This is a genomic window from Salinarimonas sp. (assembly GCF_040111675.1).
Taxonomy (GTDB): Bacteria; Pseudomonadota; Alphaproteobacteria; order Rhizobiales; family Beijerinckiaceae; genus Salinarimonas.
Genome location: NZ_CP157794.1, coordinates 3,562,835 through 3,576,204, shown reverse-complemented (window position 1 = coordinate 3,576,204; position 13,370 = coordinate 3,562,835). Strand labels below are relative to the sequence as shown.

The 13,370-nt window shown below is 68.7% G+C and carries 12 protein-coding genes; 5 read left to right on the top strand and 7 right to left on the bottom strand.

Annotated elements, in window-relative coordinates:
• Nucleotides 1-22: 22 nt before the first annotated feature.
• Nucleotides 23-562, bottom strand: a complete 540-nt coding sequence (locus ABL310_RS16485) for a DUF1622 domain-containing protein (protein ID WP_349368094.1) — start codon at nt 560-562, stop codon at nt 23-25.
• Between the two features lie 118 nt (nt 563-680).
• Nucleotides 681-1,949, bottom strand: coding sequence for an MFS transporter (locus ABL310_RS16480; protein WP_349368093.1), 1,269 nt, complete (start codon nt 1,947-1,949; stop codon nt 681-683).
• Nucleotides 1,950-2,079: 130 nt separating this feature from the next.
• Here ABL310_RS16480 and ABL310_RS16475 point away from each other — a divergent pair, with 130 nt between their 5' ends.
• The 3 genes from ABL310_RS16475 (at nt 2,080) to ABL310_RS16465 (ending at nt 6,509) form a co-directional block, all read left to right on the top strand.
• Nucleotides 2,080-2,757 (top strand): CGNR zinc finger domain-containing protein, encoded by a 678-nt coding sequence (locus ABL310_RS16475; RefSeq protein ID WP_349368092.1) that lies wholly within the window; start codon nt 2,080-2,082, stop codon nt 2,755-2,757.
• Between the two features lie 356 nt (nt 2,758-3,113).
• Complete coding sequence (locus ABL310_RS16470) at nt 3,114-4,097, top strand: TAXI family TRAP transporter solute-binding subunit (RefSeq protein WP_349368091.1); 984 nt, start codon at nt 3,114-3,116, stop codon at nt 4,095-4,097.
• A gap of 159 nt (nt 4,098-4,256) precedes the next feature.
• Nucleotides 4,257-6,509, top strand: coding sequence for a TRAP transporter permease (locus tag ABL310_RS16465; protein ID WP_349368090.1), 2,253 nt, complete (start codon nt 4,257-4,259; stop codon nt 6,507-6,509).
• Between the two features lie 305 nt (nt 6,510-6,814).
• Here ABL310_RS16465 and ABL310_RS16460 read toward each other — a convergent pair whose 3' ends face one another.
• The 3 genes from ABL310_RS16460 to ABL310_RS16450 form a co-directional block, all read right to left on the bottom strand.
• Entirely contained in the window at nt 6,815-7,783 is a 969-nt protein-coding gene (locus ABL310_RS16460) for a transporter substrate-binding domain-containing protein (protein ID WP_349368089.1), read from the bottom strand.
• A gap of 302 nt (nt 7,784-8,085) precedes the next feature.
• Complete coding sequence (locus ABL310_RS16455; RefSeq protein WP_349368088.1) at nt 8,086-8,877, bottom strand: DUF3800 domain-containing protein; 792 nt, start codon at nt 8,875-8,877, stop codon at nt 8,086-8,088.
• Between the two features lie 128 nt (nt 8,878-9,005).
• The gene (locus ABL310_RS16450) at nt 9,006-9,242 is read right to left on the bottom strand and encodes a helix-turn-helix transcriptional regulator (protein ID WP_349368087.1); all 237 of its coding nucleotides are present in this window, start codon (nt 9,240-9,242) and stop codon (nt 9,006-9,008) included.
• A gap of 254 nt (nt 9,243-9,496) precedes the next feature.
• On the opposite strand from ABL310_RS16450, the gene ABL310_RS16445 reads away from it, so the two are divergent.
• The gene (locus ABL310_RS16445) at nt 9,497-11,428 is read left to right on the top strand and encodes a glycosyltransferase family 2 protein (RefSeq protein ID WP_349368086.1); all 1,932 of its coding nucleotides are present in this window, start codon (nt 9,497-9,499) and stop codon (nt 11,426-11,428) included.
• 119 nt (nt 11,429-11,547) lie between these two features.
• Nucleotides 11,548-12,084 carry a hypothetical protein gene (locus ABL310_RS16440; protein ID WP_349368085.1) on the top strand — a complete coding sequence of 179 codons (537 nt, stop codon included), beginning with the start codon at nt 11,548-11,550 and terminating at the stop codon, nt 12,082-12,084.
• Between the two features lie 221 nt (nt 12,085-12,305).
• Here the strand turns inward: ABL310_RS16440 and ABL310_RS16435 are convergent, their stop codons facing one another.
• Together ABL310_RS16435 and ABL310_RS16430 are read right to left on the bottom strand one after the other, a co-directional pair.
• Nucleotides 12,306-12,902 (bottom strand): SCO family protein, encoded by a 597-nt coding sequence (locus ABL310_RS16435; RefSeq protein ID WP_349368084.1) that lies wholly within the window; start codon nt 12,900-12,902, stop codon nt 12,306-12,308.
• A gap of 39 nt (nt 12,903-12,941) precedes the next feature.
• Entirely contained in the window at nt 12,942-13,130 is a 189-nt protein-coding gene (locus ABL310_RS16430; RefSeq protein ID WP_349368083.1) for a hypothetical protein, read from the bottom strand.
• Between the last annotated feature and the right edge of the window lie 240 nt (nt 13,131-13,370).

The window sequence follows — 13,370 nt, the reverse complement described above, 5'->3', positions numbered from 1 at the left end:
CCGCGACCCGCCGAGGGCGGCCTCAGCCGCCGCCCTCGCGATCGCCGCCCTCGCGCTGCTCCTGCGCCTCCCGGCGCTGCTGGCGCCGCTGGGCCGGCGCGTGCTGCCCGTTCTGCCAGGGCCAGCGCCCTTCGATCTCGACCTCGAGGGCGAAGGACAGGAAGGTTCGGATCAGCACCACGCCGGCCAGCACGATGACGCTGTCGAGCGTCGGCTCGATGGCGACGGTGGCGATGATGTCGGCGGCCACCAGGAACTCGAGGCCGAGCAGGATGGAGCGGCCCAGCCGCGCGCGGTAATCGTGGTAGTCCTCCTCCCCGCCGCCCGCGAGCATGCGCCTCGCGTAGATCGCGGTGGCGACGATGGCGCCGATGACGATGGCGCCGATGCCGGCGAACTCGATGGCGCGGGTGATCACGTGCAGCGCGGTGTCGACCCATTCCGACGTTTGCGCCCCGCGGGTCTCGCCCGGCGCCTGCCCGGTGTCGCCCATCTGCGCCCGCGCCGCGCCGATCGCCACCGCGACCGCGGCGATCCCCGCCAGCGCGAGGCTTCGGACCACGCTCGCTCTCATCCGTGACGCCCCCTCGTCTCGTCCGCTCGCTCTCGTTTAGCGCAAGGCCGGCCCCTTAGGCCAGCACCGCGGGTCCAATGGCCGCGCGCGGCTACGGTTCCGGATCTCACGAGCCGCAGGGCGCGGCGTCGGCGCCGGGCGCCGGCGTCCTGGTCGGCGCGCCTTCCGGCGGCAGCAGCGCGGCGAGAAGCGCGAGCACGGCCGAGAGCGCCGCGATGGCGAGGTAGATCGGCGCGAAGCCGCCCGCCGCCTCGGCGAGCGCGCCGAAGGCCGCGTTGCCCGCCATGCCGCCGAGACCGAGGGCGACGTTGGCGACGCCGAAGACGAGGGTCGCCTGCGCCCCGCTCGCGGTCTTCGCCACGTAGGCCGGGACGAGGCCGAAGATCGGGCAGAAGGCGAGCGCGTAGAGGGTTCCGGCGGCGAGCGCCGAGGGCTGGCTCGGCGCGAGCGCGAGGAGGGCGGCCGCCGCGAGGACGCAGGCGTATGTGACGCCGAGCGCCAGGCGCACGCCGGTGCGGTCCGAGGCCCAGCCGACGACGAAGCCCGAGACCATCCCGATCACGCCGATGACGCCCCAGACCGACGCCGCGAAGGCGACCGGGTATCCGAGCTCCTCGCGCAGGTAGGGCGAAAGGAAGGTCTGGAAGGGCAGGACGCAGACGCCGTTCAGGAAGGAGACGACCCAGACGATCAGGATCCAGGGCGCGAGCAGCGCGCGCAGGCCGGCCTTCGGTAACGTCGAGACGACGCTCGGCGCCGGGGCGGGCTCGCGCGCGAACAGGCCCATGCGCCGAAAGGCGATCGCCCCGGCGAGCGCGAGCGCCGCCGTGCCGAGGCCCACCACGATCCAGACGCCGCGCCAATCATTGTTCAGCACGAAATACGGCACGAGCAGGCTGTTGACGAACACGCCGTAGCTCGTGCCGCTGGATATTAGGCCGAGCGCCTTTCCGCGGTGGCGATACGGGATCGCCCGCGACACGATCTCCACCATCGGCACGTAGACCGAGGCCGCCAGGCCGCCGAGAATGCCGAGGAGAAGCCCGAGCGCCAGCACGTCCGGCGCCGCCGGAACAAGCAGGAGGCATGCGGCGCACAGCGCCACCGAGCCGATCGCGACCTGCGTTCCGCCGATGCGCGCCGCGGCCCAGGCCCCGCCGAGCGCGAAGATCAGGAAGCCCAGCTGCCCCGTGGCGACCGCGAGCCCCGCCGCCTTCAGGTCGAAGCCGAGATCGGCCCGCATGTCGGGCACGAGCTGGGCGAACAGGTAGATGCCGAAGCCGTAGGTCGCGGCGATGAAGCTCGTGAGCAGCGCCGTGAGCAGTGCGGCGGCGACGGCGCCGCGCGCGGCATCGGGGGTGGTCGGGACGGCCATGGCGGGTCTCCTGCGGCGTGCGTCGCCACGCCATCGCAATGCATACCAGTGCCGATAACCTGTCAACCGCATTTTGAAGGGTAAATCACCGGCTCTTGCCTCGACGGAAGCTAGGTGGCAGGATTCCGGAATGAACGACGACGCCCAAGCCCCCCGATCCCTCGATCACCCCGCCGGCGATCCCATGCATGTCGGCGCGAGCGCCGCCGACGCCCTCGTCCTGGACTTCGCCAACAGCGAGACCGGCCACACGCGCCCGGGCAGGCCCGCGCGGGATGCGCTCGGCGACGCCTTCGCCACGCTCGCCTGGCTGCGCGACCACGGCGCCCTCGAGGACGCGCGCTTCCGCGCACTGACCGGTGTCGCCGCCGCCGACCCGGGGGCGGCGGACGTCTTCGAGACGCGTACCCGGCGCCTGCGGGCCGCGATCGTCGGCGTGCTGCGTGCGGCGGTCGACGAGACGGCGCCCGCCGAGGCCGATCTCGCGGCGCTGGGCGCGGCGGCGGATGCGGCGCGCGCCGCCGAGGTTCTCGCCTGGGACCCGCAGGCGGGCCGCGCCGTGCGCCGACCCGCGGTCTCGGACGATCTCGCCGCGGCGCTCTGGCCCGTGGCCCGCGCCGCGGAGGGGCTCGTGAGCGCCGAGCGTCTCGTGCGGGTGAAACGCTGCGCCTCGTCCACCTGCGACTGGTTCTTCCTCGACACGTCCAAGAACCGCTCGCGCCGTTGGTGCCGGATGGAGGTGTGCGGCAACCGCGAGAAGGGCCGCCGACGGATGGGGCGCGCTCGTGCACAGATCGCAACGCAATAGGAGGCTGCGAAGCGTCTAGAACTTTCGGCGTAGACGGCTTTCCCGTCGCATCGAAGAGGCTTGAAGCCCGCGCGTTCCGCCCTTTACTGTACGGGCAGCTTGGCCGGCGGCGGTTCTGAGCCGTTGCGGCATGCGCTCATGCGACCGGAAGGCGCGTCTCACGGTCCGTGGGGCGCGACACGACCCGGGCAGGGGGGAACGCCACTGTACACGTTCCGGACGAGCGATCCGCGACACGCGCCCGAGGCATGCCTCGGTCCGCACGTGTGCGGCTGCGCTCCGGCGCCCCTCCCGATCGGCCGAGCCCGCATCCCCGGCCTCTCGCCGGAAACCATAAGCAATCGGAGAGGAACGCAATGAAGCTGTCTCATCTCGTCTGCTCGGCCGCGGCGCTCGCGCTGACGGCCGGCGTCGCCGCCGCGCAGGAAGACCGCAGCGACTGGCCCTCGAGCTTCACCGTCGGCACCGCCTCGCAGGGCGGCACCTATTTCGCCTACGGGTCCGGCTGGGCCAACCTGGTGGCCGACGAGCTCGGCATCTCCGGCGGCGGCGAGGTCACCGGCGGCCCGATGCAGAACATGGCGCTCGTCCATACCGGCGAGGCCGCCTTCGGCATGACCACGATGGGCCCCGCCCGCGAGTCGCTCGAGGGCTCGAACCCGATCGCGCCGGGCCTGCAGATGGACAACGTCTGCGCCATCTTCCCGATGTACCAGACGCCGTTCTCGATCACGGCGCTCTCGTCCTCCGGGATCAGCTCGATCGACGAGATCCCGGACGGCGCCCGCATCGGCTTCGGCCCGGCGGGCTCGACCTCGGACACCTACTTCCCGCAGATGCTGGAGACGCTCGGCGTGAACTTCGAGCGCCGCAACGGCGGCTGGTCGGATCTCGGCGGGCAGCTCCAGGACGGGCTCCTCGACGTCATCGCCTTCGCGGCCGGCGTGCCGGTCCCGGCGGTGAGCCAGCTCGAGGTCCAGACCGACGTGAACATCATCGAGTTCACCGAGGAGGAGCAGGCTCGGATCATCGAGGCCTTCCCGGTCTCGCAGTTCCAGATCGCGGCGGACACCTACACCACGCTCGAGGAGCCGGCCCGTTCGGTCTCGATGTGGAACTTCGCGATCGCCAATTGCGACCTGCCGGCGAGCTTCGTGAAGGCCGTCGTCGACGTCGTGATGTCGGACAACGAGCGCATGGTGAACATCCACCGCGCCGCCCGCTCCACCACGGTCGACAACTGGGACAAGAACAACGTCCTGCCCTGGCATCCGGGCGCGGCCGAGTGGTTCAACGAGAACGGCGCCTCGATCTCGGACGACATGATCCACGGCGGCTGAGGCGCTATGCGCGCGCGCTGCAGGCGGTAAGATGAAGGGCCGCGCCTCGGCACGCCGGGGTGCGGTCCTTTCGCCTCTCGACGGTCGTCGCCGCGCATGCGACGGGGTCGCGGCGACAAACGGGGGAGGGCGCGGGAACGGCGCCCGGAGGACCACGAGATGACCGAGCGCGCGAAGACGGCGGACGAGGCCCGCGACGACCTGATCGTCGCGGAGGGCGTCGACGAGGAGCCGATCGAGTCGAACCGCCGCCTCTATACCGGCCGGCTCTACTACGTCATCGCGACCCTCGCGACGATCTATGCCGGCTTCCACCTCGCCGCGCTCAACGGCCTGTCGATCTCGGACTGGACCGGGATCCGCATCCCCTTCCTCCCCACCTTCCCTATGGAGACCTGGAACTTCCGCATCGTCCACGTCGCCGGCGCGCTGGCGCTCGGCTTCCTGCTCTTCGCCGGCGGCGCCTTCGCCGAGGAGCGCCGCGGGGAGACCCGGGTGCTCGAATACATGGGCTGGGCGCTGCTGCTGCCGGCCCTGTTCGCGCTCGGCGTCGCGATCTCCTTCGCCGTCCAGATCGCCGGCGGCGTGATGTGGAACGGCCTCGACGCCGGCATCAAGTTCCGCGAGACTTGGCTCTTCGGCGCGCCGCTGCTCTTCGCGACGGTCGGCTGCATCGTGCTCTCGTGGTTCCACAAGCGCGAGCGCGCGCGCTTCACCGCGCTCGACGTGGTGCTCGCCGTCTGCGGCTTCGCGGTGGCCGCCTATCTCATCACCATCTACGGCACGCTGATGCGCAACTCGACCGGCACGCCCTTCGCGCCGATCGGGATCTCGCTCGCGGCGGTGGCCGGCACGCTCTTGATCATGGAGCTCACCCGCCGCGTGGCCGGTCTCGCGCTCGTGATCATCTCGGCCGTGTTCCTGGCCTACGTCTTCGCCGGGCCCTACCTGCCGGGCTTCCTGGAGGCGCCGGCCATCACCTGGCAGCGCTTCTTCTCGCAGGTCTACACCGACGCCGGCATCCTCGGCCCGACGACGGCGGTGTCGTCCACCTACATCATCCTGTTCATCATCTTCGCGGCCTTCCTCCAGGCCTCGAAGGTGGGCGACTACTTCGTCAACTTCGCCTTCGCGGTGGCGGGCCGCGCGCGGGGCGGGCCGGCCAAGGTCGCGATCTTCGCATCCGGCCTGATGGGCATGATCAACGGCACCTCGGCCGGCAACGTCGTGGCGACGGGCTCGCTCACCATCCCGCTGATGAAGAAGGTCGGCTACCACAAGAAGACCGCCGGCGCGGTGGAGGCCGCGGCCTCCACGGGCGGGCAGATCATGCCGCCGATCATGGGCGCCGGCGCCTTCATCATGGCCGAGATCACCGGCATCCCCTACACCGAGATCGCCATCGCCGCCGTGATCCCGGCGATCCTCTACTTCGTCTCGATCTACTTCATGGTGGATTTCGAGGCGGCGAAGCTCGGCATGCGCGGCATGCGCGACGACGAGATCCCGACCTTCCGCTCGATGGTGAAGCGGGTCTACCTCTTCGTCCCGATCATCATCCTGATCGTGGCCCTGTTCATGGGCTATTCGGTGATCCGCGCCGGCACCCTCGCCATCGTCTCGGCGGCCGTGGTGAGCTGGCTCACGCCCAACCGCATGGGGCCGCGCGCTATCGTCAAGGCGCTCGAGCTCGCGGGCGTGATGTCGATCCAGATCATCGCGGTCTGCGCCTGCGCCGGCATCATCGTCGGCGTGATCTCGCTCACCGGGGTGGGCGCGCGCTTCTCGAACCTGCTGCTCGGGCTGGCGGAGGCCTCGCAGCTCCTCGCCATGGTCTTCGCCATGCTGATCTCGATCCTGCTCGGCATGGGCATGCCCACCACGGCGGCCTACGCGGTGGCGGCGTCGGTCGTGGCGCCGGGCCTCGTCGAGCTCGGCATCCCGATGCTGACGGCGCATTTCTTCGTGTTCTACTTCGCCGTCGTCTCGGCGATCACGCCGCCGGTGGCGCTCGCCTCCTACGCGGCGGCGGGCATCTCGGGCGCGAACGCCATGGAGACCTCCGTCGCCTCCTTCAAGATCGGCATCGCGGCCTTCATCGTGCCGTTCATGTTCTTCTACAACAACGCGCTCCTGATGGACGGCACCACGCTCGAGATCGGCCGGGCGCTGGTCACGGCGGTGGTGGGCGTGTTCCTGCTCTCGTCGGCCGTGCAGGGCTGGTTCCTCGGCGGCCGCTCGCCCTGGTACATGCGCGTGCTGCTCGCGGTGGCGGCCCTGTTCATGATCGAGGGCGGCCTCGTGACCGACGCCATCGGGGTGGGCCTCGCGGCGGCGATCTTCTTCGTCCAGAAGACCTTCAGCCCCCGCGCGGACGCCCCGGCGGCCGTACCGGTGCGCGGGGCGGATTGAGGGGGGCGCGAACCCCTGTCATCCCCGGCCGGAGCCGCGTAGCGGCGCAGGGGAAGGGGACCCAGCGCAAGAATGACGCGCTGCAGGCGCACTGCTGCCGCCGACCAGGCGGCTGGTCGCCGCCGCAATGAGCGCCTTCGGCGCGACAAGTCGCGCTGGGTCCCCTTCCCCTGCGCGCCTTCGGCGCTCCGGCCGGGGATGACAGCGGATGGCGCCACCGTCGTCCTGATCGTAGGCATGCGCTCCACGGTAGCGAGGGCGCCGGCGCCCTGACCGGAAAGAGCGTGCGCCTGCTCGCCTGCCCCTCAGAACGGGCTCACCGGGAAGAACCGCAGATAGATCTCCGCATAGGTGCCCTCTTCCCACAGCCGCGCCAGCGCCGCGTCGAAGGCCTGGGCGAGGCGCAGGTCGGCGGGGCGGAAGACGAAGCCGACGCCCTCGCCGAAGAAGCGGCTGTCGAGGAAGGGGCCGGACGCGAAGGTGCAGCATTCCTCCGACGCCCGCCCGCCGATCCACAAAGCGAGCGCCAGCCCGTCGGCGAAGAGGAGGTCGACCGCGCCCTCCCGCAGGGCCTCCTGCGCCGCGCCGAGCGTCTCGAACGCAACCCGCTCGGCCTCCGGCCAGAAGGTCGCGACATAGGCCTCGTGCGCCGTGCCGGAGACGACCGCCACGCGCGCGTCCGCGACGTCGTCGAGCGCGAAATCGGCCGCGTCGGCCCGGGCCACGGCGAGGCGGGCGGGAAAGCGGAAGAAGGGGGCGGTCGCCGCGTGGCGCTCGCGCAGGTCCCCGGTGGTGCGGATCGCGGCGGCGAGCGCGTCGCCGTCGCCGCCATCGAGGGCGGGCAGGAGGCCGGGGAAGGGCCGCACCTGGATGGTGCAGGTCACGCCCGCCTCCGCGCAGGCCGCCCGGGCCAATTCCACCACGAAGCCGGTGGGCGCCCCGTCCGCGCCGATGAAGTGCATGGGCGGGAAGTCCCCGCTCGTCAGGAACCGCACCGTCCGCCCCGGCAGGATCTCGGGCGCCTCCCGCGGCGCCCGCGGATCCCAGAAGTTCGGGATCACCGGCTCGGGCAGGCCGAGATCGGGGGAGGGGGGCGTCGCGGGAGACGGCGTCGCGGGGGAGGGCGTGGTGGGAGAGGGCGCCGCCGGCTCGAGCACGGGCGCGATGGGGGAGGCGGGCGGCTCGACGGGCGGCGCCTCCTGCCCGGCGGCGGGCAGGGCGGCGAGGGCGAGGAGCACGAGCCCGGCGAGGACGCGGCCGGCGGGATGAGGCACGAGGGACGCTCCGGTGGGGACGGCGGCAAGGTGCCCTGTCGCGGGGCGCGGGTCAAAGCGGATTCCAGATCTGTCGCGACTCCGCCGCTCGCCGCTGCTGTTAGGCGCTGCCATCAAGCTACGAGCACTTAAATCGCTTTTATACGAATTTGACCGTGAGACGACATTGTCTTACAAGGCATGACTCATGCTTGACAGACTCAATCGGACACCCTATTCTGAAAAGCAATCCGATGCTACGGCGGTCGGTAGTAGATGGTACATTAATCCATCGAACGGGGCCTCTGGCCCCGTTTTTGTTTTCAAGGCAGGAACTTGATACCGTATCCGTGTATCTTACCGGTGGTTGATCTGTCGTATTTGCTTTGGACGAGGACTGTTGCTACCTGTCTTGCGTATCTGCCAAGGGAGACCGGGTGGCCACGGGTGGAGCGGATGTACATGTGGCTCGGATGGGCTAAGAGGTCAGCTAGCTGAAGTCCGGCGACATTGTCTTGCTTATATCGGAATTTTAGTTTTTGGGACGGAATTCGATAGCATATTTGTTCCGGAGGAAAATAATAGTTCCCTTGAGTTCTTACGGTCTCATAAGCCTCCTGAAGCGCTGCGTCTTTCTTGCCCTTTCGACCCTCTGGCATAATATCTCCAAAACTGTCTTTTCTAACCAAAAAACGGGCAAATTTCTCTACAAGAATCTGCATTAAGTAGTGATAGGGATGCTTCTCTCTCCATCTTTCTCTTTTGGATGCATCCAATTTGTCTATTATTGCCGTGATAACCGTGTAATCGCACTGACGAATAATTTTCATCATCGCGCGGTCGAATAGATCTGCCTTTCTCAAGTCGTTCAAAGCGCCGAAGCTTTCTTTTCGCTGAACGATTTTGCGGCGGTGAAAGATGATCGGATTGTCAGGGTCATGCTCAAAGATCGTGCTTTTGACCCAATTGAATTTCGGGCCGAGGTCATCCCTGGCGGCCTCGAGTGTCATAGCCACGCCAGTGAGGCTCAGATAACGGTGATCATCGTTCTCGACGGCACCCATGTCGTCGGTGCCAACTTCATCAACATACAGCCGATACATCGAAAAGCTCACCTGCTGCCTATCTTCGATTTAGAGTCATAAGCGGAGCAATTTGGCAAGGAAAATCGAAGGCGGCGCTGAAAGATCAATGCAATCATCCGACTCGCCCTCGCGTTGAACACCCTTCGAGCCGGCCTGCCTCACGCGCTTGCGTCCTCCTGAGCGGGCAACCGCTCCAGCCTCTCCTCCAGCTTCCGCACGAAATCCGGCAAGGTCATCCCGATCGCCGTGCAGAACATGCGCAGCTCGATCACGTCGAGGCGGCGCTCGCCGCGTTCGATCTTGCTGATCACCGGCTGGGGAAACGGCAACACCTCCGACAGCTGGGTCTGGGTCAAGGGCACGGCGTTCCGCTCCTCGACCAGAAGCTTCAGCATCTCGGCGTATTCGGCGGTGTGCGTGCTTTTTCGATTCATCGCATTCGGAAGGTGGATGCGATTCTCGAATAGACGAAATTGTAATAGTCTAAAATCGAATAGTGCGCTTTGGCAGCCCCTCGACTCAGAAATTGCTTCCCCTCTCCCTATACACCCGCGCGAATCACCTCGGCCCCGCACGCCCCATGGCGTAGATTTCCGTCGACTGCCTTGCTTGATTGCAATCATAACGAAAAGTGAAGGGGACGGCGAAAATGCAGGGAACGGGGGACGGGGCGCCGGAGGGCGGCGCCGCGAAGGGGGAGGGCTTGCCGCTGGACATCGCCTTTCTCGCCGGACGCGGGATCGCGTCCGGCGATCTGCGCCGGGCGGCGCGGCGGGCGCGGGAGACGGGCGAGCCGGCGGCGACGGCGCTCCTCGCCAACGGCTGGTGCGCGCCGGAGACCTTCTACAGCGCGCTCGCGGACGAGATCGGCGCCGCCTATCTCGGCCGTGTCGCGGTCGCGGCGGGCACGCGGCCGGTCACGGCGCTCGACGTCGGCATGGCGCCGCTCGAGCCCTGTCCCGGCCTGCCGCGCTTCGTCGCCGCCCCGCGCGGGGCGGCGATCGCCGCGCTGCTGGCCCAGGGCCGCGGCGCCGCCGGGACGCTGGCGCTGACGACGCCCGACGCCCTGCGCGAGGCGGTGTTCGCCCGCTGCGGGCCCGAGATCGCGAAGGAGGCCGCCGACGGGCTCGCCCGCACCGCGCCGCATCTCTCCTGCCGCGGCGGGGCGAGCCGCGCGCAGGGCGCGATCGCCCTCGGCGTCGCCGTCGTGGCGCTCGTCGCCGGTCTCGCCGTCGACGGCGCTTTCGCCTGGGCGGCGCTCGCGGCCTCGCTCGTCTTTCTCGCCCTGTCCTGGCTGCGCCTCGCCGCCTGCGCGATCCGCGTGAGCACGAAGCCCCGCCGATCGCCGCCCCGCGCGCCCGATTCCACGCTGCCGACCTATACGCTCCTCGTGCCCCTGCGCGACGAGGCGAAGATGGCCCGGCAGCTCTGCGACAACATCCTGCGGCTCGACTATCCGCGCGAGAAGCTCGACATCAAGCTCCTGGTCGAGGCCGACGATCCCGGCACAGGCGCCGCCCTGCGGGCCCTGCGCCTGCCGTCCTGCTTCGAGATCCTCACCGTTCCGCCCGGCGCGCCGGCGACGAAGCCCCGCGCGCTCAACGCCGCCCTGCCGCTCGCGCGCGACGAGCTCACCGTCGTCTACGACGCGGAGGACGCGCCGGAGCCCGACCAGCTGCGCCTCGCCGCCGCCGCCTTCGCCGCCGCGGGGCCCGACCTCGCCTGCCTGCAGGCGCGGCTGTCCATCCGGGAACGCGCGGACAGCACGCTGACGATCCTGTTCAAGCTCGAATACGCGGCCCTGTTCGACGTGGTGAATCCCGGCCTCCTCGCGCTCGGCCTGCCGATCCCGCTCGGCGGCACCTCCAACCATTTCCGCACCGCGGCCCTGCGCCGCCTCGGCGGCTGGGACGCGTGGAACGTCACCGAGGACGCCGACATGGGCCTGCGCATCGCCGCGCTCGGGATGCGCACGGCCGACCTGCCCTCCACAACCTGGGAGGAGGCGCCGCCCAGGCTCTCCGTGTGGTTGCGCCAGCGCTCCCGCTGGATGAAGGGCTACATGCAGACGATGATCACCCATACCCGCGACCCGCTGGGCGCCGCGCGGCGGCTCGGGCTCGCGCGGCTTTGCGCCACCTGGCTCTTCGTCGGCGGCACGGTGGCCTCGGCGCTGCTCTTCCCGCTGAGCCTCGCGGCCCTCGTCGTGACGATGCTCGGCCTGCCGATCGCGGGGCTCGACCTCACGCCGCTGGAGCACGTCCGCGACCCGGTCGTGCTGGTGGCGGCGACCCTGGCGACGACGACGTTCGGGTTCGGCTTCCTCGGCGCGGTCGCGGTCGTCGTCGAGGGCCTGCGCCGGCGCCGCCGCCTCGACCTGCTCCGGCTCGTGCCGCTGCTCCCGGTCTACTTCTTCGGCGTCAGCGTCGGCGCCTGGCGCGGCCTCTTCGACCTCCTGCACCGCCCCCACCACTGGCACAAGACCGCCCACGGCCTCGCCCCCGCCCCGAAACGACGCCGCGGCGCACGAAAGGGCGATGCGCGAAAGGGCGATGCTCCGGGGAAGATGCCGGCGGAGTAGGGGCTTTCAAATTGAGGTCTAGAACTGTCGGAAGAAATCGCATGAGACAATTCAATGGTGGCGCTCGACGCGGATCACCGTTGCGCGATGCGACGTGACATTCACCGAGACGGATTGATATGACGCTGACTCTCAGACGCTTGACCAGTCGATGTTTCGACGTCCTGTGGGACCAATGGGCGCCGTTCCTCGATGAGAACGAGCTTTTCCGCGAGCATGCCGAGCCACAGCTGCAGCACGCGCGGAGCATCGTGAACGAGAGCCCTCCAGATCCACGATACGGGATCTACGGTCTCGTGCGAGACGGTGGCGAGGGCCCGGTGTACGAGGCCTTTACACATGTCAACCATAAGCTTTCAGGAAGCCCCCACGCGGAGGTGCGTCTCGTTTGGAACACGCTGAGCCCGCGGTACGAGACCGATCTCGACCCCGATCTCCTCGCCGAGTTCACGTACGCGTACATCACGGGGGCGATCCGGCTCGCTCAGTCGGAGCTGAAGGCCGACACCGTGCGAGTCTACCTTGGCAATGCAACAGATCGGCAATATGCTCGTGGCATCGTCGACGGGCTTCGGGCACACCCTATCGGGAGTGTCACTGTTGCCTTGGCCGGGAACTGGATGCATATGTCAGGTGTTACGGGGCTTTCCCTGTGACCGGAATGGGGAGACAGGAAATGCCGTTTGCGCAAGTGCTTCAGGCCGCCTGCCTGGCGTCGGCGAGGGCTTTGGGAGGCGACGTGAAGAAGGTCTCGTGGCTCCTGAGCAATCAGCGCCCCGAGGAGCACGCTCAACGAGAGCGGCGCGCAGCCTGAGACGCTTTCGAGCATTCCTCGAGCCCCGCTTCGGCGGGGCTTTTCATTTCTCGCCTCCTCCCCTCAAATCCGCGACAGCAGCTCGCTCGCCGCGTCCTCGGGGGCCTGCGCCGTGTTGAGCCCCGCGACGAAGCGGCCCTCCTCGTCCATGATGTAGACGATGGCGGTGTGCTCCATCGTGTAGTCGCCGTCGTCGAGCGGGACCTTGCGGGCGAAGGCGCGGTAGGCGGAGACGACGGCGTCCACCGCCTCGGGCGAGCCGGTGAGGCCGACGATGCGGTCGTCGAAGCTGGAGACGTAGCTCCGCATCGCCTCGGGCGTGTCGCGCTCGGGATCGACGGTGACGAAGAGCGCCTTGACGTCCCGGCCCGAGCGCTCCTTCACCGCGTCCAGCGTCTCCGCGATCTCGAACAGCTTCGTCGGGCACACGTCCGGGCAATGGGTGAAGCCGAAGAAGACGAGGTGCGGCTCGCCGAGGAAGTCCTCGTGCGTCACCGGCCGGCCGTCGTGCGCGACGAGGCTGAACGGGCCGCCGACATCGGAGGCGGCGACCTCGCGGCCCTGCGGCGTCAGCGTCAGCACGGCGGCGATGCCGAGCGCGACGAGGCCGAACAGGAAGGCGGCGAGCGGCAGGACGAGGCGGCGGGTGCGGTCGGTCATATCACGAAGCCCTGATGTTTCCGGCCCCGAGATAATCCCTCAGAAGCACCATGCCAATGCGGCGAGTACGACGTCGTTGAAAACGGCCGCCCCCTGGCTCGCCCAGAGCAGCAGCCCCGCCCCCGCGAGCAGGAAAACGGCGCCGCCGACGAGAACGGCCGCGAGCCGCCCCGGCGCGGGCGCGGCGGCGTCTGTCTCGGCCGGAGGCGGGGGCGTGTGGGCGTTCATGGCGAGACGATACCCCGACCTGCGCGAGCAAGCAACCGGAGATCCTTCTAACTAACGAGGATAGTAGATCGCTGCCGTCTCTTCGGTTTTAACAACTGCTAAGTATGCTAATCGCAATGTATCCGCGTGGCACCCTGATTGGAATAAAACGATTTCACCTTGCGACGATTTGGAGGATGACAGTCTAGCACCAAATGGGCATGCTCGCGATTGCGTTCGTTCAGCCGTCGAGAGATCCCT

Bases quoted from the DNA above. Each gene is read 5' to 3' on its own strand.
- ABL310_RS16480 (WP_349368093.1), bottom strand. From the start codon at position 1,949: ATGGCCGTCCCGACCACCCCCGATGCCGCGCGCGGCGCCGTCGCCGCC.
- ABL310_RS16475 (WP_349368092.1), top strand. From the start codon at position 2,080: ATGAACGACGACGCCCAAGCCCCCCGATCCCTCGATCACCCCGCCGGC.
- ABL310_RS16470 (WP_349368091.1), top strand. From the start codon at position 3,114: ATGAAGCTGTCTCATCTCGTCTGCTCGGCCGCGGCGCTCGCGCTGACG.
- ABL310_RS16465 (WP_349368090.1), top strand. From the start codon at position 4,257: ATGACCGAGCGCGCGAAGACGGCGGACGAGGCCCGCGACGACCTGATC.
- ABL310_RS16450 (WP_349368087.1), bottom strand. From the start codon at position 9,242: ATGCTGAAGCTTCTGGTCGAGGAGCGGAACGCCGTGCCCTTGACCCAG.
- ABL310_RS16445 (WP_349368086.1), top strand. From the start codon at position 9,497: ATGCAGGGAACGGGGGACGGGGCGCCGGAGGGCGGCGCCGCGAAGGGG.
- ABL310_RS16440 (WP_349368085.1), top strand. From the start codon at position 11,548: ATGACGCTGACTCTCAGACGCTTGACCAGTCGATGTTTCGACGTCCTG.
- ABL310_RS16435 (WP_349368084.1), bottom strand. From the start codon at position 12,902: ATGACCGACCGCACCCGCCGCCTCGTCCTGCCGCTCGCCGCCTTCCTG.
- ABL310_RS16430 (WP_349368083.1), bottom strand. From the start codon at position 13,130: ATGAACGCCCACACGCCCCCGCCTCCGGCCGAGACAGACGCCGCCGCG.